Below are 24,874 nucleotides of genomic sequence, written 5' to 3' on the forward strand. Positions count from 1 at the left end.
TGCTGCTGCGACCGCTCGTCATTGATTGCCGCGCCTGCCCTGCGCGCCCTCGCCGCCTCGGCCTTCGGACATGCGCTGCCAGCGCTCCAGCGCGGCAGGGTCGCCGCGGTCCAGCGCTTCGAGGAAACGCTTGCGGCGTTCGAGCTGCTCGGGGTCGTCCTTGGCGGAGTCGAGCATGCGCTGGCGCTGCTCGGCGGTCGGGAGCTTGGCAGGGGTCGCGGGAACGGCGGGCGCCGGTTGCGCGGAAGGTGCCGGCGATGTAGCCGGGGCAGTCGGAGAGGCCGGAGCAGCCGCTGCCGGGCCGGCTTCACCGGCCTTGGGCGCACCCGCGCCAGCGGCGCCTTGTCCGCCCTGGCCACCCTGCCGGCGCCCGCGATGCGTGCCACCCGCAGGCGCCGATGCCGCGCCGGCCGGACGGTCGACCTGGGTCTGCACCCGCGCGCCGTCCTTCAGCCGGTCGCCGCCTTCGGTCACGACCTGCTCGCCGGCCTTCAGGCCCGACATGATCGCCACGTTGTCCACGCTCGATTCGCCGCGCGTCACCGGCCGCTGCGACACGGTGCTGTCCTCGTTCAGCACGTACACGAAGTCGCCGTTGGGGCCGTGGCGCAGCGCCGTGACGGGCACCACCACGGCGCTGCTCACGGTGCGCAGCAGCAGCCGCAGGTTGACGAACTGGTTCGGGAACAGCGAGTTGTCCGCGTTGGTGAAGCGGGCCTTGGCCTTGACGGTGCCGGTGGCGGTGTCGACCAGGTTGTCCAGCGTGGAGAAGGTGCCGTTCGCGAGCCGGCGCGTGCGGGTGCGATCGAAGGCGGTGGCGTCGAGCCTGGCGCCCTGGGCCAGGCGCTCCTGCACCTCGGGCACGCGGTCCTGCGGAATGGCGAACTCGACGTCGATGGGCGCGATCTGCGTGATGGTCGCGATGCCGTTGGTCGTGCCGGTGGAGATGTAGTTGCCCGCGTCCACCGGCCGCAGGCCGATGCGCCCGCTCACCGGCGCGGTGATGCGGCTCCAGGCGAGGTTGAGCTTGGCGGTGTTCTCGTTGGCGCGGTCGATGGCCACGGTGCCTTCGAGCTGCTTGACCAGCGCGGCCTGGGTGTCCACGTCCTGGCGGGCGATGGAGTCCTGGCCCAGCAGGGTCTGGTAGCGCTGCAGCGTGACGCGCGCCGCGGCCAGCTGCGCCTCGTCGCGCTGCCGCGCGCCGGTGGCCTGGCCGAGGGCGTTCTGGAACGGCTGCGGATCGATGGTGGCGAGCACGTCGCCCTTCCTGACCATCTGCCCTTCCTGGAAGAGCACGGCCGTGAGCACGCCCGACACCTGCGGCTGGACGATCACGTTGGCCAGCGGCGTGACGGTGCCCAGCGCCTCCAGCTGCACCGGAATGTCGGCCTGCCTGGCAGTCGCGATGCCGACCGTGCTGGAGGCCGCGCCACCGCCGCCGCGTCCGCCAGGGCCGCCGGGACCACCCGGGCCACCGGGCCCGCCCTGCCGGCCGGCGCCGGGGCCCGCACCGGGGCCTGCCACCGGCATCTTCGAACGCTGGACCAGATACCAGGCGCCGCCGCCCAGCGCCGCCAGCAGCAGCAGGGCCAGCAGGCTGCCCATCCAACGGCGTCTGCGTACCGCCGGATGCGTGGGAGACACGGTGGAAGGCAGAGGCTCGGTTGGTTTTTCTTGTTCCATGGACGGTGCGTGCGAAAGGTGCAGAGGTGCGGACCAGCGTAGTACAGCGCGGATGGTAGTCCGCCTCTTTGCTGGGCCGTAAAGCGGCGGTAAAGCTGGCCGGCACCCCTCGGAGCCTCCCCAGAGCCTCCCAAAAGCGCCGCGAAACCCCGCAATTCGCGCCCCCCGGCTGCAATTCGCGCCGCCTGCGCGCATTCCGTCGCACCGCGGTGGCGGGGGTGGGTGGGCGCCGGCACAGTCCACCCCATCGATTCCCTCCCGCCGCTCTTTTCAGTTTTTCTTCACCTTTCACCTTCAACGGAGTGCCGCCATGCTGATGCAAATCATCCTTCACACGCCCAAGTGGGTGTTCGCCGTCTTCTTCCTGCTGCTGTGGCTTGGCGCGAAGCAGCTGCTGGCCAACCAGGTGAGCCTGACCCGCGTCACGCTGATGCCCGTCGCCATGGGCGGCCTGTCGCTCTACGGCGTGGTCTCGGTGTTCGGCGACTCCTTCGGCGCCCTGCTGGGCTGGGCTGCCGCCGCGGCGGTGATGGCGGCGCTGGTGCTGCAGCGCCCGCTGCCCGCCGCCACCCGCTACGACGCGGCCACGCGCCAGTTCGACGTGGCCGGCAGCCCGGTGCCGCTCGCGCTCATGATGGGCATCTTCCTGACCAAGTACGTGGTGGGCGCCACCCTGGCCATGCACCCCGAACTGCGCCACCAGCCCACCCTCGCCCTCGTGGTGCCCGTTCTGTACGGCGCATTCACCGGCGTGTTCGCGGCCCGCGCCGTGCGCCTGTGGAAACTGGCCATCCGCACTGACGCTATGGCTGCCGCCGCCCGCGCCGCCTAATATTCCCGAGCCACGACTTCCAGAAGAAGACACACCACCATGAACGCGCTCTTGCTCATCCTCAAGATCTCCGTCACGGTGGTGCTCGTCGCCTCCATCGCCGAGGCCCTGGCGCTCTCGTGGCGCAACGGCTGGCGCAGCTACGACTGGAAGGCCGCCGGTGTCTCGGTGTTCGACTTCCTGGTGCGCGAATACCCCCTGCGCTGGCTGCTGCCCCTGGCCTTCTGGACCGGCGCGATGGACTGGTTCTACGCCCACCGCCTCTTCACCCTGCCGATGGACCACTGGACCGGCTGGGCCGCCTGCTTCGTCGGCCAGGAGTTCTGCTATTACTGGTATCACCGCGCCGCGCACCGGGTGCGCTGGTTCTGGTGCACCCATTCCATCCACCATTCGCCGAACCAGCTGAACCTGTCGGCCGCCTACCGGTTCGGCTGGACCGGCCGCCTCACCGGCACCCTGGCCTTCTTCATGCTGGCGCCGCTGCTGGGCATGCCGCCCCGGGTGGTCCTGCTGATGCTCACGCTGAACCTGCTGTACCAGTTCTGGATCCACGCGACCTGGATCCCGCGCCTCGGCCCGCTCGAATGGGTGTTGAACACCCCCTCGGCCCATCGCGTGCACCACGCCTCCAACCTGGAATACCTGGACGGCAACTACGGCGGCGTGCTGATCGTGTTCGACCGCCTGTTCGGCACCTACATTCCCGAGCGCGCCGACGTGCCCTGCCGCTACGGCCTCGTCAATCCGGTCACCACGCACAACATCCTGGAGATCGAGTTCGGCCAGTGGCGCGCGCTCTTTCGCGACTTGGCTTCGGCCCGCTCGGTGCGCGCCTTCGTCGGCTACCTCGTGAAGCCGCCCGGCTGGAAGCCCGAGGGCCCCGGCGACACCACCGAGGAACTGCGCCAGCGCGCGGCCCTGCAGGCGGAGCCGCAGCCTGCCGTGGCCACCGATTTCATTCCTGTCCAATACAAGGAGCTGTCATGACTTCCTACGCATCGTCCGATTCCTCCCGCTCCGACGTCGAGCGCCTCGCCCGCCGCCGCGCCGGCGCCAAGATGGGCTGGTACATCCACGCCTTCGTCTACGTGCTGGTCAACCTGGGCCTGGTCACCATCTCGGCCGCCAACGGCCGCAGCTGGGCGATGTATCCGCTCATGGGCTGGGGGCTGGGGCTCCTGATCCATGGGGCGGTGGTCTGGTTCATCGCGCCGGGCGGCGGCTTCTACGACCGGCTGGTCGAACGCGAGCGCCGCGCGCTGGGGGGCCAGGACCGCGGATGAGTTCCACGACGACGCTCCACCGCTTCCGCGCGGAAAACATCCGGGACATGCTGCGGCATGGCCTGATCACCGCCGTCTTCTGCTGCCTCATCGCCATCGCCATGACCATCACCGGCGGCGAGAACTGGGCCGGTCATCTGGTCTATTCGCTGTCGATCGGGATGGTCAGCTGGCTGTTCATCGACACCGGGCGGCTCCTGCTCAGCGGGAACCGCGAGACCCACTGGCCGAACTGGCCCTGGGGCTTCATGCTGATCGCGCTGGGCGTGGCCGTCGGCTTCTTCGTGGGCAACCTCATCGGCGACGCCGTGTTCGGCGCACCCCGGTTCGACTTTCTCGACATCAGGGGCCACAAGCTGGCCACCGGCGTCACGATCACCATCATCGCGACGGTCGGCATGTGCTTCTTCTTCTACAGCCTCGGCAAGAGCAAGCACATGCAGAGCCAGATCGAGCTGGCGCAGCGCAACGCCACCGAGGCGCGGCTGAAGCTGCTGGAGACGCAGCTGGAGCCGCACATGCTCTTCAACACGCTGGCCAACCTGCGCGTGCTGATCACCGTCGACCCGCCGCGCGCCGTGGCCATGCTCGACCGGCTCAACAGCTACCTGCGCATGACGCTCAGCGGCTCGCGCGCGCTCTCGCATCCGCTGTCGGCCGAGTTCGACCGGCTGGGCGACTACCTGGAACTGATGTCGGTGCGCATGGGCGACCGGCTGCACTACAGGCTCGAGCTGCCGCAGGATCTGCGCGATGCGCCGGTGCCGCCGCTGCTGCTGCAGCCGCTGGTGGAAAACAGCATCCGCCACGGCCTGGAGCCGAAGGTGGAAGGCGGCGAGATCGTGGTGCGCGCGCGCCGGCAAGAAGAAGGCGGCCTGCTGATGATCGAAGTGAGCGACACCGGCGTGGGCCTCGGCGCGGCGCCGCCGTCGCAGGGCAGCGGCTTCGGGCTGGAGCAGGTGCGCGAGCGGCTGGCCACGGTGTACGGCGAGCGCGGCCGCATGAGCCTGGCGCCCTCGCCTTCGGGCGGCACCCTCGCCACGCTGAGCTTTCCAGCGCCCGCCTGAGCGCAACACGACACGACCGGACAACAACGACAAGATGACCACAGCCGCCCCCACCGCCCCCACCGCCCTCATCGCCGAGGACGAGCCCCTCCTGGCCCAGGCCCTCAAGGCCGAACTGGCCGCCGCATGGCCCGAACTGCAGATCGTCGCCACCGCGGGCGACGGCCGCAGTGCCGTCCGCGAGGCGCTGCGCCTGCTGCCGCAGGTGCTTTTCTTCGACATCCGCATGCCCGGGCTCGACGGCCTCGGCGCCGCCGCCGAACTGGCCGACTGCTGGCCCGCCGACGAGGCACCCATGCCCCAACTGGTGTTCGTGACGGCCTACGACGAATACGCCGCCCGCGCCTTCGAGGCGCAGGCCATCGACTACGTGCTCAAGCCGGTGCAGCCCGACCGTCTGCGCAAGACCGTGGGCCGCCTGCAACAGGCGCTGGCCGCGAGGCAGCCGGCGGCCACGCCCGCGCTGGCGGATGCGGCGCTCGAGCAGACACTTGCCCAATGGCGCCAGGTGCTGGGCGCCGCCGGGGCCGCAGCCGCTGCGGCCGCGCCCGCCCCGCTGCGCATGATTGCCGCCAGCGACGCCGGCGGCAGCACCGTGCGCATGGTGCCCATCGACGAGGTGCTGTATTTCGAGGCGGCCGACAAATACCTGCGCGTGCTGACAGCCACGCACGAGTACCTGATCCGCACGCCCCTGAAGCAGCTGCTGCCCCAACTCGACGCCGACACCTTCTGGCAGGTGCACCGGGCAGTGGTGGTGCGCAGCTCGGCCATCGAATCGGTGCACCGCGACGAGGCCGGCAAGCTGCACCTGATGCTGCGCGGTCGGGCCGAGAAGATCGCGGTCAGCCGGCTCTACGCCCATCTTTTTCGCGCGATGTGAAATCGGCGGGGCGAGCGCCCAAAGAAAAAGCCGGCCCTTTCGGGGCCGGCTTTTTTCATTCAGTCACGATTGCCGTGGCTTTTTAGCGCCAGTGGCCATGTCCGCGGTAGTAGCCACGACCGTAGTAGCGCGGGCCGTAATAGGCCGGCGGGCCGTAGTAGACCGGGGCCGGACGGTAATAGACCGGCGGCGGGCGGTAGTAGACCGGGGGCGGCGGCGCGTAGTAGACGGGGGCCGGCGGCACGTAGACCGGGGCCGGGTAGTAGGCCGGGCTGCCCACGCCTACCGCCACACCGGGGACGCCGACGCCGATCGACCAGCTCACGTCGCTGCGGGCGCTGGCCGAGGTGGCGGCAAACAATGCACCGGCTGCCACGGCGCCCGCGGCGGCCCACTTGAAAAAGGTTGAACGTGTGAAGCTCATGATCCTGCACTCCTTGTTTGGTTGGGCTGCGTTCGGATCTGAACCGCCCATGTGGTGTATTGAACGCGGCAAATGCAAACGGGGTGCACTGGCCAATGTGAAGAACGTTGCCAAAGGTAACCCATGAGGGGTGCCCCCTAAAATGCCGCAATGACCTCCCCGACCGACAAAAGCGGCACCAAAACGACCGCTGCACCGAGCAATTTCCTGCGCCATGTGATCGAGAACGACCTCGCGCAGGGTGCCTATTCTGGCCGCAAGTGGGGCGGATCGCCCGGCAACGCCGCTCATCACGCGCAGGGCATGGCCGATCCGGCCAAGGTGCGCATGCGCTTTCCGCCCGAGCCCAACGGCTACCTGCACATCGGCCACGCCAAGAGCATCTGGCTCAATTTCGAGCTGGCCAAGGAATACGGCGGCGTGAGCCACCTGCGTTTCGACGACACCAACCCCGAGAAGGAAGACCAGGAATACGTCGATTCCATCCGCGACGCAGTGAAGTGGCTGGGCTACGAGACCTACCTCGCCGACCGCCCCAGCGCCCCCGGCACCCTGCAGCCGCACGAGTACTTCGCGAGCGACTATTTCGACTTCATGTACGAGGCCGCCGAATACCTGATCGGCGCCGGCCTCGCCTACGTGGACGAGCAGACCGCCGAGGAAGTGCGCGCGAACCGTGGCGACTTCAACACGCCCGGCACCGACAGCCCCTTTCGCACCCGCACGCCCGAAGAGAACCTCGCGCGCTTCCGTGCCATGCGCGACGGCCAGGTGGCCGACGGCGCCGCCATCCTGCGCGCGAAGATCGACATGGCCAGCACCAACATCAACATGCGCGACCCCGCGCTGTACCGCGTGCGCCGTGCCCATCACCACAACACCGGCGACAAGTGGTGCATCTACCCGATGTACACCTACGCGCACCCCATCGAGGACGCGCTGGAGCAGATCACCCACAGCATCTGCACGCTGGAGTTCGAGGACCAGCGCCCCTTCTACGACTGGCTGCTCGACCGCCTCGCCGAAGGCGGCCTCATCGCCAGCCCGCACCCGCGCCAGTACGAATTCGCGCGCCTGAACGTGACCCACGTGCTCACCAGCAAGCGCAAGCTGCGCCAGCTGGTCGAAGAGAAGTACGTCGACGGCTGGGACGACCCCCGCATGCCCACCATCGCCGGCCTGCGCCGCCGCGGCTACACGCCCGAGGCGCTGCGCCTGTTCTGCGAGCGCAGCGGCACCACCAAGTCGGGCGGCTGGATCGACTACGCCAGCCTCGAGGCCGCGCTCCGCGACACGCTCGACCCCGTCGCCCCGCGCGCCATGGCGGTGCTCGATCCGGTCAAGCTGGTCATCACCAACTGGGGCGAGCTGATGGGCGGCGACGATGCGCTGGACAACTGCTCGGCCCCCGTGCATCCGCACCACCCCGAGATGGGCCAGCGCGAGTTCAAGCTCGGCCGCGAAGTCTGGATCGAACGCACCGACTACGAGGAAGTGCAGCCCAAGGGCTTCTTCCGCCTCTTCCCCGGCAACAAGGTGCGGCTGAAGTACGGCCACGTCATCGAATGCACCGGCGGCACGAAGGACGCCGATGGCAGGCTCGTCGAAGTGCAGGCCACCCTGGTGCCCGACACCAAGAGCGGCACCCCTGGCGCCGACGCGATCAAGGTGAAGGGCAACATCACCTGGGTGGCGGCCGCCGACGCGGTGCAGGCCGAAGTGCGGCTCTACGAGCGCCTCTTCGCCGAGGCCCACCCGGGCAGCGGCGAGCTGCTGGAAGAGCTGAACAAGAACAGCCTGGAAGTGTGCTCGGCCTTCGTCGAGCCCTCGCTGGCCAAGGCCGAGCCGGGCGTCGGCATCCAGTTCGAGCGTCACGGCTACTTCGTGCTCGACGCGAAGGCCAGCGGCGCCGTCGGCAAGCCGGTGTTCAACCGCGCCGCCGGCATGCGGGACAGCTGGGGCAAGTGAGCAAGCAGGCCCGTAGTTACTCGGGCCGCTTGTAGACCACCCCGATCACCGCGCTGTTCTCGTCGGTGGTGCACACCGCCGAGCGCCCCTGCGGCCCGACCCTCAGGTTGATCGTGTAGACACCGTCGCGCGGCGTCGTGCCCTTGTCGGCGACGATGCTGGCCGGCGGCATCTTCAGTTCGCGCGCCGCCGCTGCCACGCAGTTCTTCACGCTGGCCTCGGGCGCGCCGCCCACGCGGATGCCCGGGCTGTTGCACGCCGCCAGCAGCAGGCCGGCCATCGCCGCGCAGGCGAGTTGGATGGAGCTTCGCATCGTCGTCATACCGGATTCCCTGTGTCTCGAATGAACAGGTCGATTGGAGCCGCGCCGGCCGCCGGAGGTTGCAGGACAGACCCGGGCTATCCTGTCGGCACATGAATCGTCCGAGCCCTTCGTCCCCTCGTTCTTCGCTCCCATCACCTGCGTCGCCTTCGCCGTCCTCCTCCCGCCTGATCCGCTTCAACAAGCCGTACGGCGTGCTCAGCCAGTTCACACCCGAAGGCCGCTGGCGCGGGCTGAAGGAGTTCATCGACATTCCGGGCGTCTACGTCGCCGGGCGGCTCGACGCCGACAGCGAGGGCCTGCTGCTGCTCACCGACGACGGCAAGCTCCAGGCGCGCATCGCCGATCCGCGCTTCAAGATGGAAAAGATCTACTGGGTGCAGGTCGAAGGCGAGCCGACCGAAGCGGCGCTTGCCGCGCTGCGCTCGGGCGTGCAACTCAACGACGGCCCCACGCGCCCGGCGCGTGCCCGGCTGCTCGACCCGCCGCCCGAGGTGTGGGAACGGCAGCCGCCCATCCGTGAGCGCAAGAGCATTCCCACCGCGTGGATCGAACTCGCGATCCGCGAGGGCCGCAACCGCCAGGTGCGACGCATGACGGCGGCCGTGGGGCTGCCGACGCTGCGGCTGATCCGCGCCGCGATCGGGCCTCACACACTCGCAGGCCTCGCGCCCGGAACCTGGAGCGGATAGCGCCCTCCATCCACCGACTTCCCGACCTTCTCTTCACATGAAGCAAACGCCCTCCTCTTCCCTCACCCCTCTCGCCCTCAACCGCCGCAGCGCCGTGCTCGGCACCATCGGCCTGATCGCCGCGATGCACGCCAACGCCGCGACCAAATCGACGGCAAAGAAACAGCCCGCAGCAACACCCGGCGTATGGCCCCGCGCGTCGCAGGTGCCCGGCGGCGTGGCCCGCCTGTCGCTGGGCCCATCGGCCAGGCGGCCACAGGCCTTCACGGGCGACATCCCCCTGCTCGTGGTGGGCGACGCCATCGAATGGACCGCGCTCGTCGGCATCCCCCTCGCGACCGAACCCGGCGAGGCGAGCATCACCGTGCGCGCCGAAGGCAAGCCCGAGCGCCAGATCGCCTACACCGTCGCCCCGAAGCAATACCGCGAACAGCGCCTCACCGTGGCCCCGCGCACCGTCGACCTCTCGCCCGAGGACGAGGCGCGCTACGTCAAGGAACGGGACCACCTCACCGGCGTGATGGCCACCCTCACCGACATGCGCCCCGACACCGCCCTGCAGATGCGCGTGCCCGTCCCCGGCCGCCGCTCCAGCTCCTTCGGCCTGCGCCGCGTGTTCAACGGCCAGTCGCGCAATCCGCACAGCGGCATGGACATCGCCGCCGGCACCGGCACGCCGGTGCTCGCGCCCCTGCCCGGCAAGGTGATCGACACGGGAGACTATTTCTTCAACGGCGGCACCGTCTGGCTCGACCACGGCGGCGGCCTGCTGACCATGTACTGCCACCTGAGCCGCGTCGACGTGAAGGTCGGCGACGTGATGAAGACCGGCGAAGCGCTGGCTGCCGTGGGCGCGACCGGGCGGGTGACTGGCCCGCACCTGCATTGGTCGGTAATGCTGAATCGGGCGATGGTGGACCCGGCGCTGTTCATCGCGGCCTGAGTACTCACCCTGAACTCCTGATTTCGCCCAGCTCCTAAACTCGCACTACTCATACAAGGGGTGGGTTGGAGCAATGGCCAAACAAACAAGAGCCGAGCGACGCCGCGAGCGCGCGCGTAGAGAGCTGGCAGGCAAGGGATGGATGGCGGCCATCATCGGCGTCATCTTCCTGGTGGGGCCGAGCTTCATGCACGGCTCCATCATCGGCACGCTCGGTCCGGCGCTTCGGCCCGCAGGCTGGGCAGCGCTAGCCATTGGCGCGGTGCTGCTGGGTTTGCACTACTTCGTCACCCGCAAGGAGTCCCTGCCAGAGGCGGAACATGCGGCGCCGCAGCCGCCTGCGGCCAAGCCGTCCCGTCCCAAGCCATCCTCTTCTTCTGCTGCCCCCCGGCACGAGCCTGGACCGGCCCCGGCGCCCTCTCAATCCAGGGCTTCTCCCTCCGAGCCCACGCCGCAACGCGAACTGCAATGGGGCCCGGGTGTGCTTGCAGCCATCGAATGGCGCCGCTTCGAAGCATTGTGCGAAGCGCTCTATGCACAGGCCGGATTCACCACGCGCAGCCAATCGCATGGCGCGGATGGCGGCATCGATATATGGCTTTACTCCAAGCACAGCGATGTGCCGCGCATCGTCCAATGCAAGCACTGGCAGAGCAAGGCCGTGAGCGTGAAGGAGATGCGCGAGTTTTTCGGCGTGATGGCATCGCACCAGCTCAAAGGCGGCACTTACGTGACGAGCTCGATTTTCTCCGCCGAAGCCCTTGCCTTCGCGAAGGCCAACGGCATTCACGCGCAGGACGGCGCGGCCTTGCTCAAGCTGATTGGCCAGCGCACGCCGGAGCAGCAGGCCGCCCTGCTCGCCGTGGCCTATGAAGGCGAATACTGGCGACCCACCTGCGCCAGTTGCGGCACGAAGATGGTCGAAAAGAACTCTTCCAAGAACGACGGAAGCTTCTGGGGCTGTGCCAACTATCCAAAATGCCGGGGCAGGACGATTCCAATGTCCAAGGCATCCTCGCCAGCATGAGCACAAGACTGACTAACGATGACGGCTCAGCCAATGTTCACCGAAGCCTGCCTCACCACGTCGCTGCGTCCCGGTAGCCGGCGGGCCATCCTCGCCCTGCTCAACGAGCGCCTGCACCCGGCGCTGCAGGCCATCGTCGCGGCCGAGATCGCCTCGGGCAGCTGCGTCTGCGACGCAGGCACGGATTGGCCGGACACTGGCTCGGTGCACGTCACGCTCGACAAGCACTTCGACAACCGCCATGCCAGCGCCAAGGTCGTCTTCAGCCCCTGCGACGACCCGCACTATTGGCACGCGGACTACAGCACCGTGGACAAGCCCCGGCACCTGCTGATCTGCTGACCGGCTGGCTGACGGACCAGCCTCGTGGCCCGAGGGTCCTGGGCAGCCAAACATTACACTCGGCACCATGCGCCCCTCCGAAGCCCTGTCGCTGCATCGTGATCGCATCCGCGAGATCGCGTTGAGCCATCACGTCAGCAGTGTGCGAGTCTTCGGTTCAGCATTGCGCGGCGAGGATGAGGCCGACAGCGACCTCGATCTGCTGGTGGAGCCCACGGCGCAAACCACGCTTATGGACATCGGGGCCATCAGGCATGAGCTGAAGAGTCTTCTGGGCATGGAAGTAGACGTACTCACGCCCAACGGCCTGCCTCCCAAGTTTCGCGATCAGGTGCTGCGCGAGGCTGTGCCGGTATGAGCCGAAGAGATCCGCAACGGGTGGCGGATTACCTGGGCCACATCCTGCAGGCGATCGACAGCATCCGCGAGTACACGAGCAACGCTACAGCCGACAGTTATCTGGCCGATCGAAAGACCCAGGACGCGGTGGTGCGCAACCTGGAAGTCATCGGCGAAGCCAGCAACAACATCGTGAAGCACCACGCGGAGTTCGCGCTGGCCCACCCCGCTGTTCCATGGCGCTTCGCCTACGAGATGCGCAACGCGCTTTCCCACGGCTACTTCACCATCGATCACACCCTTGTCTGGCGAACCATCCAGCACGATTTGCCGTCGCTTCGCGAGCAGGTCGTGCGGCTGTTGGAAACCTGAGCCTCTGCGCCCCTGGTTGGCGCAGGGACGCTGAGCATCAGATCGGCTTGGTCAGATAAACCGCCTCGCGCCCCACGATCGCGCGCTGGGCCGGCATGAAGATCGTGCAGTCGTCGCACAGGGCACGGATTTCCTCGTCGCCGTTGGTCGCGATCAGCTCGCCCTTGGCGAAGGTCTCGAAGCCGATGAGCGGGCGCACGAAGGCGAAGTCGGGCGATTTGATGACGTAGGTCTGCAGGAGCTGGAAGCGCCGTTGCGGCTCGGGCGGCGGGCTCGCCGGGTCCTTGTCGACCAGGCCGAAGTAGGCGAGGAAGTCATACGTGACGGCGGTGGCGAGGTCGGATGCCGAGCGCAGGAAGTGCTGGCCGCACTCGACCACCATCGCAACGCCCTTGCCGTCGGGGCCGCCGTGGCTGCCGTACTGGATGAGCGGCGTGCCCGAGCCCAGGCCGTCGGGCATCACGAGGTGCACCGAGGGTCGGCCGATGGCCAGGGCGACCTTGGCGTTGCGCTCGAAGGCCGGGTACACCCAGAAGGGCACGACGGGTTGGCTGGTCGAGTGGATGTCGAGGATGTGGTCGGCCGCCTCCACCACCGGGCGCAGGATGCGCGCGCGGCTCAGCTCGGGGCTGTCTTCCTTGCCGTCCAGCCATTCGGGCGACCAGATGCGGTTGAGGTTGTGCACCAGCTGCCGGCTGTCGAAGGGCAGCGCCTCGTTGAAGGATTCGTATGCCGCCACGTTCGCGAAGCTGACGGTGAGCGTGCCGATCTTCGGGCGCACGTCGTTGTCGAGCAGGTGGGTGGCCGCCGTCATGCCGCAGATCTCGTTGCCGTGCGTGAGCGCGTTGATCAGCACGTGCGGGCCGGGCTTGCCGGACTCGAAGCGGTGCACGTAGTCGACGCCGACGTTGCCCTTGCGGTAGGCGCAGAGGTCGCGGGGAAGGACTTCGAGGGCGGGGGGAGATTGGGTCATGGGGCGGAGAAGATTGGAGCCGAGCAGCCGGCCAGTTTGCTACAGGGCGCGCGTTCGCGCCCGCAGGCCCCGCAACACCGGCCCGCGCCGCTCAACCTTCATCGGTAACTCATCGCACCTGCTGGTAGTCCACCGGCACCCAAACGTAGCCCTTGCCCTCGGCCCGCACATGGCCGAGCCCCGGGAACGGCAGGTGCGCGCTGCCCACGAGGTAGCGGCCCTTGGCCGCGTCGGCGTACGCCTTCTTGCGCTCCACGGCGGCGGGCTTCGAGTCGACGTCGAAGGAAATGGTGATCTGCGGCTGCGCGAACTGCACGGCGGCCACGTGCATCAGGTCGCCCCACAGCACCAGCTTCTGGCCCCTGGATTCGACGACGTAGATGTTGTGGCCCGGTGTGTGGCCGTGGGCGGGCACGGCCCTGATGCCGGGCAGCAGCTCGGTGCCGCCCTTCATGCCCTTGAACTTGCCGGCTTCCACGTACGGATTCAGCGAGGCCATCGCGCCCTGAAAGAAACCCTTCATCTCGGCGGAGGCCTTCTCCAGGTTGGCCTTGTTCAGCCAGAAGTCGGCGTCTTCCTGCCCGGCGTGGATGGTGGCGTTGGGAAACACCAGCTTGCCGTCCTGCACGAGGCCACCGACGTGGTCGCCGTGCATGTGGGTGATGAGCACGTCGTCGACCTGCTCGGGCTGGTAGCCGGCGGCCTTGAGGTTGGCCTGCAGGTTGCCGAGCGTGGGGCCGAAGAGGCCGCCGGCGCCGGTGTCGACCAGCACCAGCTTGCTGCCTGTGTTGATGAGGTAGCCGTTCACCGAGGTGGGCACGGCGTCCTTCTCGAAGCCGCGGTCGAGCAGCTTGCCGACCTGCGCCTGGGTGGTGTTGGTGAGCAGCTTCTTGGGCTCGAGGTCGAGGGTGCCGTCGAACAGCGCCGTCACCTCGAAGTCGCCGAGCATCATGCGGTAGAAGCCCGGCGCCTGGGTCTTGACCTGTGGCGCGCCGGCTTGCGCCACGCAAGAGAACGAAAGCATGAGCAGGCTGCCGGCCAGTGCGGCGATGCCTTTGCGCAGCCAGCGAGCGGGTGTCGTTGTCATGGGTCTACTCCTCGGCGGTTGTAAGGGGCGCCGAGAATAGCCCAAGCCGCTGCGCCCTGCTGCAGGGCCCGCGATTACCAGTTGACCTCGCGCTCCGGCGTCGCCGAGATGTGGTGGATCGACAGGTCGGCGCCGTCGTATTCCTCTTCCTGCGACAACCGCAGCCCCGCCACCGCCTTGAGCGCGCCGTACACCGCCGCGCCCGCCAGCGCAGCCCAGGCCACGCCCATCACGGTGCCGATAAGCTGCGCCCACACATTCACGCCGCCGATGCCGCCCAGCGCCTGGGTTCCGAAGATGCCGGCCGCGATGCCGCCCCAGGTGCCGCACAGGCCGTGCAGCGGCCACACGCCGAGCACGTCGTCGATCTTCCACTTGTTCTGCGTGAGCGTGAACAGCTTGACGAAGATGCCGCCAGCCACGCCGCCCACCACCAGCGCGCCCAGCGGGTGCATCAGGTCGGAGCCGGCGCACACCGCCACCAGGCCGGCGAGCGGGCCGTTGTAGACGAAGCCCGGGTCGTTCTTGCCCATGGCCAGCGCCACGAGCGTGCCGCCGACCATCGCCATCAGCGAGTTCACGGCCACCAGGCCGGAGATCTTGTCGATGCTCTGCGCGCTCATCACGTTGAAGCCGAACCAGCCCACGCACAGCACCCACGCGCCCAGCGCCAGGAACGGAATGTTCGACGGCGGATGCGCGCTCAGCGAGCCGTCGCCCCGGTAGCGGTTGCGCCGCGCGCCCAGCAGCAGCACCGCGGGCAGCGCCAGCCAGCCGCCCACCGCATGCACCACCACCGAGCCCGCGAAGTCATGGAACTCGTGGCCGGTGAGCGAGGCGATCCAGCCCTGGATGCCGAAGTGCTTGTTCCAGGCGATGCCCTCGAAGAGCGGGTAGACGAAGCCGACGATCACCGCCGTGGCGATCAGTTGCGGCCAGAACTTGGCGCGCTCGGCGATGCCGCCCGAAATGATGGCCGGAATGGCCGCGGCAAAAGTCAGCAGGAAGAAGAACTTCACCAGCTCGTAGCCGCTCCTGGCCGACAGCTCGGTGGCGCTCACGAAGAAATGGGTGCCATAGGCCACGCCGTAGCCCACCAGGAAATACACGATGGTCGAGACCGAGAAGTCGACCAGGATCTTCACCAGCGCATTGACCTGGTTCTTCTTGCGCACGGTGCCCAGTTCGAGAAAGGCAAAACCGGCGTGCATGGCCAGGACCATGATGGCGCCGAGAAGGATGAACAGCGCGTCTGCGCCCTGTTTAAGTGCGTCCATTGGAGCTTCTTGCGGATTTTTGGTTTGAATTGGTGCGTCGCACCGGAATCAACCAGTACGGCCGGCCAATGAAGCAAAAATGGTGCCTATAAGCTCTTCGATGGTGCGAAATGAACCAATAGCGGGCTAATCAAGGCTCGCCACGCACCGCTTCAGCCCGGGCCGGCGCCTGCCCGAAGCGCGTCCCGATAGCGCCGGCTGCAGGGCACGGTGGTGCCGTCATGCATGTGCAGCCGGGCGTCGCCGCCGTCCAGCGGCTCGATCTCGCGGATGCGGCCCAGGTTCACCGCATGGCTGCGGTGCACGCGCACGAAGAGCGCGGGGTCGAGCTGGGCCAGGAAGTCGGTCAGCGTGGAGCGCAGCAGGTAGTCGTGGCCGTTGACGTGCAGGCCGACGTAGTTGCCCTCGGCCTGGAGCCAGTCGATGTCGGTGGCGGCGATGAGGAATTCGCGGCGCAGCTTGCGGACGAGGAAGCGCTCGGGGCGCGGGGGCGGCGATGGGGGAGGCGCTTCTGCGGCCGGGGGTTCAAATCCCCCGGACTCCGCCAAGTCCGGGACCGGGACCGGGACGGGAGCCGGCTCAGCCACCACGCCCTCCTCCGGCGCATCCAGCACCCGCGCTTCGCCCTGCAGGCGCAGCAGGAACAAACGGTAGGCCCAGATGCCGAACACGATGCTGGCGTACACCCGCACGTCCTTCAGGTACTCGTAGCCCCACTGGGCAGCCCAGCCCCAGAAGTCGTAGCGCTCGCCGGCTGCGGCGTAGACCAGCGCCCGCAGCCCGAACATGCCCACCACGTGGACCACGCTGAACACCACGCTCGCGACCAAGTGCCAGGCCAGGAAGCGCAGCAGGTGGGTGCGCGCCAGCGGCGACAGCCGGCGCTCCACCGCGGCCAGCGCCGGCACAAGCAGCAACAGCATCAGGTGGCTCGACACCTCCCAGGTCGCGACCTCCCAGTTGGGCCGGGGCACGGCACGCGTGCGCACGTCCATGATCGCCACCATGGTGCTGAACGCGGCCTGCAGCGTCATCAGCACGATCCAGAAAGCCACCTCCAGCGGGCGGCGGATCGGCGCGTAGCGTTCGTACAGGTTCTTGCGGGGGTCTCCCATGGCCGGGATTCTCGCGAAAACGGACCCCGGGACGGCTGTTTCGGGGCCGGATTTCATCCCCGCGGGCCACCGCTCGTCACAAAGCGGGAGCGATCCGTCCCCCGGCCGCGCCGCGCGGGGGCGGCCGGGCCGAGCATGGCGGCCTTCCCCGCTTCGAGGAGCCGCCCATGACCGCCGATCCTGACCCTTCCGACCACCGCCGCCACGACATCGACGCCCTGCGCGCGCTGGCCTTCCTATTCGTCATCCTCTATCACGTGGGCATGTACTACGTGGCCGACTGGCCCTGGCACCTCAAGAGTCCGCACGCGGCCGAGTGGCTGCAATGGCCGATGCGCATCCTGAACCTGTGGCGCATGGACCTTGTCTTTTTGATCTCGGGCGTGTCGCTCGGCTTCCTCAGCCGGGGCCTGGGCACCTGGGGCCTGCTGCGCAGCCGGGGCCTGCGGCTGATGCTGCCGCTGGTCTTCGGCATGGCGGTGATCGTGCCCTACCAGGCCTACGCCCAGGGCGTGGCCAACGGGCTGGTGGCGCCGGGCTTCGGCGCCTTCCTGCTGCGCTACCTGTCGATGGCCCAGCCCTGGCCGAAGCAGGCCTTCGACGGCGCGGAGTTCGGCATCACCTGGAACCACCTCTGGTACCTGCCCTACCTGTTCACCTACACGGCGCTGGTCGCTCTGACGCTGCCGCTGTGGAAATCCGCCGCCGGCCAGCGGCTGCGCGCAGCCTTCAACGGCCTGCGCGGCTGGAAGCTGCTGCTGTTGCCGGTGGTGCCGCTGCTGGTCTTCACCATGCTGCTGGCCTCGCGCTTTCCGGCCACGCACAACCTGGTGCGCGACTTCCACCTGCACAGCCTCTACTTCACGATGTTCCTCTACGGCTACTGGATGGGCGTGGACACCGGCGTGTGGAAGGAGCTGGAGCGGCTACGCCGCGTGTCGCTCGCGCTGGCGGTCGCGGTGATCGCCATCTTCATCGCGCTGCGCGCCGGCATGAAGAGCCCGCCTTCGGGCCTGCTGATGGACACGCTGCGCATGCTCTACCTGTGGCTGGCGGTCGCGACCATCCTCGGCCACGGCCATCGCCACCTGAACCGCCCCTGGCCCTGGCTGCGCTGGGCCAACGAGTCGGTGTACCCGTGGTACGTGCTGCACCAGACGCTGATCATCGTCGGCGTGACGCTGCTGGCCCCGCTCGCGCTCGGCCCGGTCGTGGAGCCCGCGCTGCTGGTGGCCCTGACGCTGCTGGGCTGCTGGCTGCTGACGGATGGGCTGATCCGCCGCACCAACCTGCTGCGGCCGCTCTTCGGTCTGAAGCTCAGGCAGCGGGCTGCGACTTCTTCGGCGGCGCGGAAGCAGGATCTTCGACCGGAACGAGGATTGCGTTCCCCGTCGCCACGAGCTTGAGCGAATCGGCACCCTCGCCCTGCGCATAGAGTTCGGCCGCCGCGAACACCTGCTTGCGCCCGGCCTTCACCACCCGCCCGCGCGCCACGAAGGCGCGGCCGATGGCGGGCGAGACGCAGTTCACCGAGAAATGCGACGCCAGCACGCGGCCCGCCACGGTGGCGGCCGCGTAGCCGCTCACGGTGTCGAGCATCGCGCCGATCATTCCGGCGTGCAGGAAGCCGGCGTACTGGCCCATGTCCTCCTCGCGCCAGTTCATGCGCAGTTCGGCTTCGCCGTTGGCGGCGCTGGTCACTTCGAAGCCGGCCCAGCGGTTGAAGGCGGCGGTCTTGTTGATGGCCTGGATGGTGTCGAGCATGGCGGTGTGTCCTTGTCCGGGGTTGGGTGGAAAGACGATGCGGCCACTCTATGAACCACGCACCGCATCCGCCGTCGCGCGCGCGACCGGAAACGCCGTGGCGGTTGCATTGGCGACAGCGCCGCCGGCTGCATGCAATTTTTTTGACGATGCCTTAACCCCGATCGCCGGGGCCGCCCGTATGAGCCTGGGTCATTCATCACCTTCGCTCCAGAGGCATCACATGAAAACGTCGACTTCCGCCCTCCTCCGCGCCACCGCCGGTGCCGCCGTCCTGCTGGTCCTGAGCCTGAGCGCCCAGAGCCAGGCCACGGCTCAGCAGCAGCCCTCCGCGACGGCAGCCGCCGACTCGCGCATCACCCAGGTCAAGGTCTACCCCGGCAGCGCCACCGTCGAGCGCGTGGCCCGCGTCGCGGCCGGCGCGCGCTCGGTCACCTTCGCCTGCCTGCCCGCGGGGCTGGACGCGCAGAGCCTGCAAGTGTCGGCCGATGCCTCGGTGCGCATCGGCGAGACCTCGGTGCTCAGCGAGCAGCGCGAGCTCTCGGCACGCTGCTCGACCAGCCCGCTCGATGGCCGCATCCGCGAGCTCGAAGACCAGAAGGCCGCGCTGCAGGCCGAAACCGATGCGCTGGGCATGGTCACCGGCTATCTCAAGGGCCTGGCCGGCGGCAACGGCGGCGAGGCAACCGGCGCGCGCGCACCGATGGACGCGCGCAACCTCGCAGCCATGACCGAGGCCATGCGCCGCACCGGGCAGGATTCGCTGCTCAAGCAGCACCAGATCCAGCGCAGGCAAGCCGAGATCGACCGCCAGCTCAACCCGCTGCTGGCCGAGCGCACGCGCACCCAGGGCAACGGAGGCCAGGTGACGGCAGTGACGGTGACCCTGGCCGCGGGCGCCGATGCCGACGTCAAGCTCAGCTACCAGGTCAACGGCCCCGGCTGGACGCCCACCTACCGCGCGCTGCTCGACACCACCACGCGCAAGGTGCGCATCGAGCGCCAGGCGCTGGTGGCGCAGGCCACGGGCGAGGACTGGCGCGGCGTGAAGCTGGTGCTTTCGACCGGCCAGCCGCGCCGCGAAACAACGGGTCGCCTGCCGACGGCATGGCGCATCGGCATCGAGCCGCCGCCGCGCCCGCTGGCCGAGATGGCCTACCCCTCCGCGCCGGCGGCGGCCATGGCGCCGTCGCCCATCATGGCCAGCAAGTCCATGGACAGCCGCGAGCGCCGGGCAGAGCCGCTGTTCGACGTGAGCGTGTTCGACAACAGCTTCGCCACCGAGTTTTCGGTGCCGCAGGCCATCGACGTGCCCTCCAACGGCCAGCGCGTGACCATGGCGCTGGGCCAGCACGAAGACACGGCCAGGCTCGCCGCGCGCACCAGCCCGCGCGTGGACGCCAGCGCCTTCCTCGTCGCCGAGCTCGACCAGCCCGCCGGCGTGTGGCCTGCCGGCCCGATGCAGCTGTATCGCGACGGCGCCTTCGTTGGCAGCGGCCGCTGGAACGCGCCCACCGATGCGCGCCTGACGCTCTCCTTCGGCCGCGACGAGCTTGTGCGCGTGCAGGCCGAGCCCGAGCGCGACAACCAGGGCACGGGCGGCTTCGCCGGCTCGCGCGCCGAGCGCAAGGTGCAGCGCGCCTACGTGGTCGAGAACCGTCACCGCACGCCGATCGCGGTGCAGGTGCTGGAAGCCGCGCCGGTCTCGGTCGACGAGAAGGTGCGCGTGGCCTCGGAGTTCTCGCCGCAGCCCGCCGAGCTGACCTGGAACAAGCAGCCCGGCCTGGCCATGTGGCAGCTCGACCTCGCAGCCGGCCAGACCGCGCGCGTGACGGCCGACTACACCATCGGCTACCCGAAGGACGCGCGGCTGCAGATGCGCTGAGCTGCCGCGCGACATCGGTCGGCGTGCTTGGTGCCGTGGCCCGACTTGCCATTCGCCTCGGGCTTGCACGCCACCTCGCAGCGGGCTGGCGCAAGGCTGGCTTCGGGGGGCGACTGGTCAGCCTATGGTGCGGACCACGTTCCCCTGCGGGTCCTTGATGGTCGTCTTCTGCACCTTCCAGCGCACGGTGCCAAAACCCCGCACCTCGTAGATGCCGGCGACCGGCTTCAGCACATGGGCCAGCTCGCGCACCGTGGCGTCGGAAAGCCGCAGCGTGAGTCTGTTGCCCTCCTCCTCGACGCTGTCGGTCTCGCCGTGCGCGAAGACCAGCGCCCGCTCGCGGCTCGCGAAGTGGAAGTCGCGCCCGAAGGGCAGCCGCAGCGGCAACAGCGCGACCAGTTCGTCGACCTGCCGAGCCCCGAGCGTGATCTCGGTGACCGGCGCGCGCAGCAGCCGCCTGCTCGTCTCCCAGCCCAGCACGTCGGTGAAGAGAAAGCCACTGGACGAGCCGTCGCGCGCCGCGCCCTCCTCCACGCGCCTGCGCACCTCGGCGTCGTCGAGCAGCGAAGGCCGCGCGAGGTCGGTCACCCACAGCGGCATCGCGGGCAGCAGCGCGTCGAGCAGCCGGCGCGTGTCCCAGCGCTTGCCCGCGCGCTCCTCGTCTTCCGTCAGGCCGACGACCTGGATGAAGCTCATGCGGCCGTTGGGCGTGTCGATGGCCGGCAGCTCGGGATCGAACACGAAGCCCATCGAGCGGATCAGCGTCTCGCGCTCCAACGCGATGGGGCCGTTGGCGGTCATCCAGTGGCCGTCGTCGAACACGTTGCCGCTCTTGAACACGTAGCGCGCGAGGTTCTGCAGGAAGTTGATGGCCCATGCGGGCGGCTCTGCCTCGTCGGGCTCGCAAGCAAGGCGAAAGGTCAGCTCGAAGCCGTAGCCGCTGGTCCCGGCGTTGTCCGATTCCTTGGCATAGAGCTCGCTGAGACCGTAGCTCAGGTAGTGCCAGTGCGGCACCGGCTCCGTGCGCTTCCACACGCTCACGCCGTCCAGCGGATCGGGCCCGCCGAGCCTCCACTTGATCACCGTGCCGTAGTGCCTGGGCTCCTGGCCGGGGTAGAGGCGCTCCACGGCGGCGGTGATGGCATCCCAGCCGGGCGAGAGGTCGTCGTCACCATCGTCGTCGTTGCCCCGGTCCTGCGCTGCTTCGGTCATGTCGCTCCTTGCGATGTGGATGCGGCGAGCCTACACCGCGCCCCCTGCTACCCGGCCGTCCTCAGGCAGATGTCAGGCCCGCATGGCATCCTCGTGCGCCGGACAGATAGCTTTTCCCTGGAGAGAACACAAAGTGAGATGGTTCCATCGGCGGGACGCGCTGGTACTTTCTGCCGTGTGCGCCGCAACCGCCCTGCTGGCCGCCTCGGGCTGCGGGCAGTCGCAGGACGCGCCCGCATCCGCCCCGGCAGCGCCGCCCCAGCCGGGCAGCATCGAGATCACGCAGGCGGACATCGACTGGTTCCGCCGCAGCCACGCCGAGTGGGTCGACTGCGAATCCGGCGCGCCCGCCATCGTGCCGCCCGACATGACGTTCGAGCAGTTCGGCGACGTGCTCGACGGCGGCAGCTCGCCGGCCTTCGACCGCTTCGTGAACGTGGCTGCCGCCTTCTTCCTGCACGCGAGCTTCGTGGCCGGCCACTACGCCTTCCAGCCGCCCTTCGAGAAACGCGCGGCCTTCGACGTGACCGACGAGCACATCCGCCTGCTGCAGCACGCCAACTGGAGCAGCTTCGTCATCGACTGCAAGCGCCCGTACGGCGACTTCACGCACTTCGAGATCGACATGGCCGACATCCTCGGCCTGCCCATCACCAAGGACGCCAAGGGCTACGCGCAGATCGGCAAGGAGGCTGAGAAGCGCATGAACGCACTGCACGCCGACGTGCTCCCCACGCTGCAGGCCTACATCCGCTTCGCGCGGCTCAGCCCGGGGCGCTACGTGGTGCCCGGGCGCGGCATCGCGCAGACGCGCGGACGGCCGCTGTGCAGGCCGGTGTCGGCCACGCGGGTGGCGATGTACCAGCGCGCGCTGCAGGCGGCAGGGCCGGGCTCCGGCTCGCGCCGGCTCGCCGCGCTCGACGAGGCCGCGGCCGCGCTGTTCGCGCTGGACTGAACTGAGGCCAGCTCAGGCCTCCGGCTCGGCCTGCGCCTTCGGCTTGCCCTTCTGCTTGCGAGCGGCCTTCTTCGCCGCGCGCTCGGCGTCGGCGCGCTGGCCGTCGGCCAGCCACACCGCGAACTCCTCGGGCGTCTCGAGGGTGATGCGCCCGAGGTTGCCGGCGCGGAACTCGTGCATCACGATCTCCGCGGCCTTCTGCAGATTGACGCGCCCCTTGCCCAGCAGGGCGCCGCGCTTGCGGCCGATGGTGTCGAGCAGCGCCTCGTCCTTCATGCCGGCCATGGTCTCGGTGTCGAGCTCCACCAGCTTGAAGCGCGCGGCCACGCCGGCGGCGTAGCTGGTCTTGAGGTAGCCGAGCAGCTCGAGCGCCACTTCTTCCTCGTCGAAGGCGTTGCGCCCCACGGCGCCGCTGGCCGCGAGGTTGTAGCCGCTCTTGGGCACGATGATGCGCGGCCACAGCATGCCGGGCGTGTCCCACAGGTAGAAGTCGTCGGCCAGCGTGATGCGCTGCTCCAGCTTGGTGATGCCGGCCTCGTCGCCGGTCTTGGCCTTGCGCCCGCCGGTGAGCGTATTGATGAGGGTGGACTTGCCCACGTTGGGAATGCCGCAGATCAGCACCCGCATCGGCTTGGCCAGCCCGCCGCGGTTGGGCGAGAGCTCGTGGCAGGCCTTGACGATCTGCTGCGCAGGCGTGGTCTGGCTGGCGTCGAGGGGAATGGCGCGGGTGGCGGGCAGCGCGTTGTAGTGCGCCAGCCAGAGCGCGGTGCGCGCGGGGTCGGCCAGGTCCTGCTTGTTGAGCACCTTCAGCGTGGGCCGTCCGGCCGTGAGCTCGGCCAGCATCGGGTTGGCGCTGGAGCCGGGGAGGCGGGCGTCGAGCAGCTCGATGACCACGTCGATGTCCTTCACCCGTTCGGTGATGGCCTTCTGGGTCGAATACATGTGACCGGGGAACCACTGGATCGCCATCGGTGGGCTCTTCTTTCTTTTCGCGCTGTCTCTGTGAAGTCGGGGGGCGGCAGGGCCGCCGGGGCGCATTGTGAACCGGGAACCTGAACGCAAGCTGGTTGCTACGCTTTCGATAGCTGCAGGCGCGCATTCTGCCTTCGCTTGGGGATTGTTCGCTCCTAGAATCCCTTCGCTGCCGAGGACAGCGATCCCGCAGCGATTCCAACAACTCCGAGGGAAATCCAAAAATGCTCAAGCGCCTTGCCGCTGCCGCCCTGCTGGCAGCCACCGTCGTGCCCGCGTCCATCACCGTCGCCCATGCCCAGCGGCCCTCCCCGGCGCCCGGCCCGCTCGTCAGCGGCTACCTGTGCTGCAACATGCGCACCTACGGCGACTCGATCAGCGACATCAACTACGACGAACAGGGCACGAGCATCGTCGCCGTGGGCACCCCGGCGCGCATCACGACCTACGACTTCCGCTGGTTCGGCGTGGAACTCGCCGGCAAGCAGCAGCGCATCAAGAACGACTACAGCCGCAACATCCCGTTGCCGACCTTCGCGCAGCGCTACGTAGTGGCGGCGGACCCGAAGCAGAAGCTGGCGACCTTCCCCGCGCCGGTGCGCGACGCCATCCTGGCCGGCAAGGTGATGCCCGGCATGACGCGCGAGCAGGTGCTGATGGCCATCGCCTACCCGGTGGCCAGCGAGAACCCGAGCCTCGACGCGCCGGTGTGGCGCTACTGGCGCGACAGCTGGTCGGAGTTCCAGGTGCAGTTCGACGAGAAGGGCCTGGTGAAGACGGTGGTGGGCGACGCCGTGGCGCTGAACCGCGTGTTCATCGCCACCCCTGCGGCGGCTGCGCAGCCTTAAGTTCTCGCGCATTGCGCGTGTCTTGCACACACGCGCAATCCCTTAGAGTTTTTTGCGCCGCGCGATCATCCATCGCCTCTATGATTTGTTCGAGTGCGGCGCCCGAGCGTCGGTCGAATCGAAAACCCTTCATGGAGTTGCACACGATGAAACCCGTCTCCGAACTGCTCAAGCGCCATGATTCCGCGGCATGGCGCACCTCCCCCGACACCAGCGTGTTCGACGCGCTCTCCATCCTGGCGCGTTTCGAGGTGGGCGCGCTGATGGTGATGGACGGTGACAGGCTGGTGGGCTTCCTCTCCGAGCGCGACTACACCCGCAAGGTCGCGCTGCAGGGCAAGAACTCCAAGGAAATGAAGGTGCGCGAGATCATGACGCCCGACGTGATGACCGTCACCCCGCAGACCCGCACCCGCGCCTGCATGGCGCTCATGAGCCAGCGCAAGTTCCGCCACCTGCCGGTGGTCGACGGCGACAAGGTGGTCGGCATGATCTCCATCCAGGACTTGATGGACGACATCATCTCGGACCAGGAAGCCACCATCGAGCAGCTGACCACGTACATACAGAGCTGATCGAGCGCACGGCATCGCGGACCCTGCCCGT

General features: G+C 68.5%; 27 protein-coding genes. 17 read left to right on the forward strand and 10 right to left on the reverse strand.

Annotated elements, in window-relative coordinates:
- Positions 1-18 precede the first annotated feature (18 nt).
- Positions 19-1,683: an efflux RND transporter periplasmic adaptor subunit gene (locus tag AC1VNX_RS22125; protein WP_483159460.1), complete on the reverse strand. Its 1,665-nt coding sequence runs from the start codon at positions 1,681-1,683 to the stop codon at positions 19-21.
- A gap of 310 nt (positions 1,684-1,993) precedes the next feature.
- Between AC1VNX_RS22125 and AC1VNX_RS22130 the strand changes: the two genes are divergently transcribed.
- The 5 genes from AC1VNX_RS22130 to AC1VNX_RS22150 are packed head-to-tail and all read left to right on the forward strand — an operon-like array spanning position 1,994 to position 5,751.
- Complete coding sequence (locus AC1VNX_RS22130) at positions 1,994-2,515, forward strand: DUF6622 family protein (protein ID WP_483159462.1); 522 nt, start codon at positions 1,994-1,996, stop codon at positions 2,513-2,515.
- 39 nt (positions 2,516-2,554) lie between these two features.
- Positions 2,555-3,505 carry a sterol desaturase family protein gene (locus AC1VNX_RS22135; RefSeq protein ID WP_483159464.1) on the forward strand — a complete coding sequence of 317 codons (951 nt, stop codon included), beginning with the start codon at positions 2,555-2,557 and terminating at the stop codon, positions 3,503-3,505.
- The gene (locus AC1VNX_RS22140; RefSeq protein WP_483159466.1) at positions 3,502-3,801 is read left to right on the forward strand and encodes a 2TM domain-containing protein; all 300 of its coding nucleotides are present in this window, start codon (positions 3,502-3,504) and stop codon (positions 3,799-3,801) included. Before AC1VNX_RS22135 ends, AC1VNX_RS22140 begins: the two co-directional genes overlap by 4 nt.
- Positions 3,798-4,868, forward strand: a complete 1,071-nt coding sequence (locus AC1VNX_RS22145) for a sensor histidine kinase (RefSeq protein WP_483159468.1) — start codon at positions 3,798-3,800, stop codon at positions 4,866-4,868. The genes AC1VNX_RS22140 and AC1VNX_RS22145 overlap by 4 nt, the downstream gene beginning before the upstream one ends.
- Before the next feature lie 34 nt (positions 4,869-4,902).
- Positions 4,903-5,751, forward strand: coding sequence for a LytR/AlgR family response regulator transcription factor (locus AC1VNX_RS22150; RefSeq protein ID WP_483159470.1), 849 nt, complete (start codon positions 4,903-4,905; stop codon positions 5,749-5,751).
- An 82-nt stretch (positions 5,752-5,833) separates the two neighbouring features.
- Here the strand turns inward: AC1VNX_RS22150 and AC1VNX_RS22155 are convergent, their stop codons facing one another.
- Positions 5,834-6,175, reverse strand: a complete 342-nt coding sequence (locus AC1VNX_RS22155) for a hypothetical protein (RefSeq protein WP_483159472.1) — start codon at positions 6,173-6,175, stop codon at positions 5,834-5,836.
- A gap of 150 nt (positions 6,176-6,325) precedes the next feature.
- Here AC1VNX_RS22155 and AC1VNX_RS22160 point away from each other — a divergent pair, with 150 nt between their 5' ends.
- Complete coding sequence (locus AC1VNX_RS22160) at positions 6,326-8,143, forward strand: glutamine--tRNA ligase/YqeY domain fusion protein (protein ID WP_483159474.1); 1,818 nt, start codon at positions 6,326-6,328, stop codon at positions 8,141-8,143.
- A 16-nt stretch (positions 8,144-8,159) separates the two neighbouring features.
- Here AC1VNX_RS22160 and AC1VNX_RS22165 read toward each other — a convergent pair whose 3' ends face one another.
- Positions 8,160-8,465 (reverse strand): hypothetical protein, encoded by a 306-nt coding sequence (locus tag AC1VNX_RS22165; protein WP_483159476.1) that lies wholly within the window; start codon positions 8,463-8,465, stop codon positions 8,160-8,162.
- Between the two features lie 92 nt (positions 8,466-8,557).
- Here AC1VNX_RS22165 and AC1VNX_RS22170 point away from each other — a divergent pair, with 92 nt between their 5' ends.
- The 6 genes from AC1VNX_RS22170 (at position 8,558) to AC1VNX_RS22195 (ending at position 12,180) form a co-directional block, all read left to right on the forward strand.
- A complete protein-coding gene (locus AC1VNX_RS22170) occupies positions 8,558-9,157 on the forward strand; it encodes a pseudouridine synthase (protein ID WP_483159478.1) in 600 nt (199 codons plus the stop codon).
- Between the two features lie 37 nt (positions 9,158-9,194).
- Positions 9,195-10,100 (forward strand): peptidoglycan DD-metalloendopeptidase family protein, encoded by a 906-nt coding sequence (locus tag AC1VNX_RS22175; protein ID WP_483159480.1) that lies wholly within the window; start codon positions 9,195-9,197, stop codon positions 10,098-10,100.
- Between the two features lie 142 nt (positions 10,101-10,242).
- The gene (locus AC1VNX_RS22180) at positions 10,243-11,127 is read left to right on the forward strand and encodes a restriction endonuclease (RefSeq protein ID WP_483159482.1); all 885 of its coding nucleotides are present in this window, start codon (positions 10,243-10,245) and stop codon (positions 11,125-11,127) included.
- A gap of 18 nt (positions 11,128-11,145) precedes the next feature.
- On the forward strand, positions 11,146-11,469 hold the full coding sequence (locus AC1VNX_RS22185; RefSeq protein WP_301511557.1) for a hypothetical protein: 324 nt from the start codon (positions 11,146-11,148) through the stop codon (positions 11,467-11,469).
- Between the two features lie 67 nt (positions 11,470-11,536).
- Positions 11,537-11,827, forward strand: a complete 291-nt coding sequence (locus AC1VNX_RS22190; RefSeq protein ID WP_301511558.1) for a nucleotidyltransferase family protein — start codon at positions 11,537-11,539, stop codon at positions 11,825-11,827.
- Positions 11,824-12,180 carry a HepT-like ribonuclease domain-containing protein gene (locus tag AC1VNX_RS22195; RefSeq protein WP_483159485.1) on the forward strand — a complete coding sequence of 119 codons (357 nt, stop codon included), beginning with the start codon at positions 11,824-11,826 and terminating at the stop codon, positions 12,178-12,180. Before AC1VNX_RS22190 ends, AC1VNX_RS22195 begins: the two co-directional genes overlap by 4 nt.
- Positions 12,181-12,217: 37 nt before the next feature.
- Here the strand turns inward: AC1VNX_RS22195 and AC1VNX_RS22200 are convergent, their stop codons facing one another.
- The 4 genes from AC1VNX_RS22200 to AC1VNX_RS22215 all read right to left on the reverse strand — a co-directional run bounded on the left by AC1VNX_RS22200 (position 12,218) and on the right by AC1VNX_RS22215 (position 16,632).
- Positions 12,218-13,153 (reverse strand): M14 family metallopeptidase, encoded by a 936-nt coding sequence (locus AC1VNX_RS22200; protein WP_483159487.1) that lies wholly within the window; start codon positions 13,151-13,153, stop codon positions 12,218-12,220.
- A gap of 109 nt (positions 13,154-13,262) precedes the next feature.
- Positions 13,263-14,240 (reverse strand): MBL fold metallo-hydrolase, encoded by a 978-nt coding sequence (locus AC1VNX_RS22205; protein ID WP_483159490.1) that lies wholly within the window; start codon positions 14,238-14,240, stop codon positions 13,263-13,265.
- Between the two features lie 74 nt (positions 14,241-14,314).
- On the reverse strand, positions 14,315-15,517 hold the full coding sequence (locus AC1VNX_RS22210) for an ammonium transporter (protein ID WP_295980902.1): 1,203 nt from the start codon (positions 15,515-15,517) through the stop codon (positions 14,315-14,317).
- Positions 15,518-15,669: 152 nt separating this feature from the next.
- On the reverse strand, positions 15,670-16,632 hold the full coding sequence (locus tag AC1VNX_RS22215) for a LytTR family DNA-binding domain-containing protein (protein WP_483159492.1): 963 nt from the start codon (positions 16,630-16,632) through the stop codon (positions 15,670-15,672).
- Between the two features lie 167 nt (positions 16,633-16,799).
- Here AC1VNX_RS22215 and AC1VNX_RS22220 point away from each other — a divergent pair, with 167 nt between their 5' ends.
- The gene (locus tag AC1VNX_RS22220) at positions 16,800-18,038 is read left to right on the forward strand and encodes an acyltransferase family protein (protein WP_483159495.1); all 1,239 of its coding nucleotides are present in this window, start codon (positions 16,800-16,802) and stop codon (positions 18,036-18,038) included.
- Here the strand turns inward: AC1VNX_RS22220 and AC1VNX_RS22225 are convergent.
- Positions 17,950-18,396 (reverse strand): PaaI family thioesterase, encoded by a 447-nt coding sequence (locus AC1VNX_RS22225; protein WP_483159497.1) that lies wholly within the window; start codon positions 18,394-18,396, stop codon positions 17,950-17,952. The genes AC1VNX_RS22220 and AC1VNX_RS22225 overlap by 89 nt on opposite strands.
- A gap of 223 nt (positions 18,397-18,619) precedes the next feature.
- On the opposite strand from AC1VNX_RS22225, the gene AC1VNX_RS22230 reads away from it, so the two are divergent.
- On the forward strand, positions 18,620-20,281 hold the full coding sequence (locus AC1VNX_RS22230; RefSeq protein ID WP_483159499.1) for a DUF4139 domain-containing protein: 1,662 nt from the start codon (positions 18,620-18,622) through the stop codon (positions 20,279-20,281).
- Between the two features lie 117 nt (positions 20,282-20,398).
- On the opposite strand, the gene AC1VNX_RS22235 is transcribed toward AC1VNX_RS22230, so the two are convergent.
- Positions 20,399-21,493 (reverse strand): suppressor of fused domain protein, encoded by a 1,095-nt coding sequence (locus AC1VNX_RS22235; protein ID WP_483159501.1) that lies wholly within the window; start codon positions 21,491-21,493, stop codon positions 20,399-20,401.
- A 175-nt stretch (positions 21,494-21,668) separates the two neighbouring features.
- Here AC1VNX_RS22235 and AC1VNX_RS22240 point away from each other — a divergent pair, with 175 nt between their 5' ends.
- Entirely contained in the window at positions 21,669-22,448 is a 780-nt protein-coding gene (locus tag AC1VNX_RS22240) for a hypothetical protein (RefSeq protein ID WP_483159503.1), read from the forward strand.
- A 12-nt stretch (positions 22,449-22,460) separates the two neighbouring features.
- Here AC1VNX_RS22240 and ylqF read toward each other — a convergent pair whose 3' ends face one another.
- Positions 22,461-23,417, reverse strand: coding sequence for a ribosome biogenesis GTPase YlqF (gene ylqF, locus AC1VNX_RS22245; RefSeq protein ID WP_483159506.1), 957 nt, complete (start codon positions 23,415-23,417; stop codon positions 22,461-22,463).
- 227 nt (positions 23,418-23,644) lie between these two features.
- Here ylqF and AC1VNX_RS22250 point away from each other — a divergent pair, with 227 nt between their 5' ends.
- Together AC1VNX_RS22250 and AC1VNX_RS22255 are read left to right on the forward strand one after the other, a co-directional pair.
- Positions 23,645-24,268, forward strand: a complete 624-nt coding sequence (locus AC1VNX_RS22250; RefSeq protein WP_483159508.1) for a cell envelope protein SmpA — start codon at positions 23,645-23,647, stop codon at positions 24,266-24,268.
- A gap of 146 nt (positions 24,269-24,414) precedes the next feature.
- Positions 24,415-24,843, forward strand: a complete 429-nt coding sequence (locus tag AC1VNX_RS22255) for a CBS domain-containing protein (RefSeq protein WP_301508243.1) — start codon at positions 24,415-24,417, stop codon at positions 24,841-24,843.
- Positions 24,844-24,874: the final 31 nt, after the last annotated feature.

Source organism: Variovorax sp. TLI9-5A, assembly GCF_056867935.1.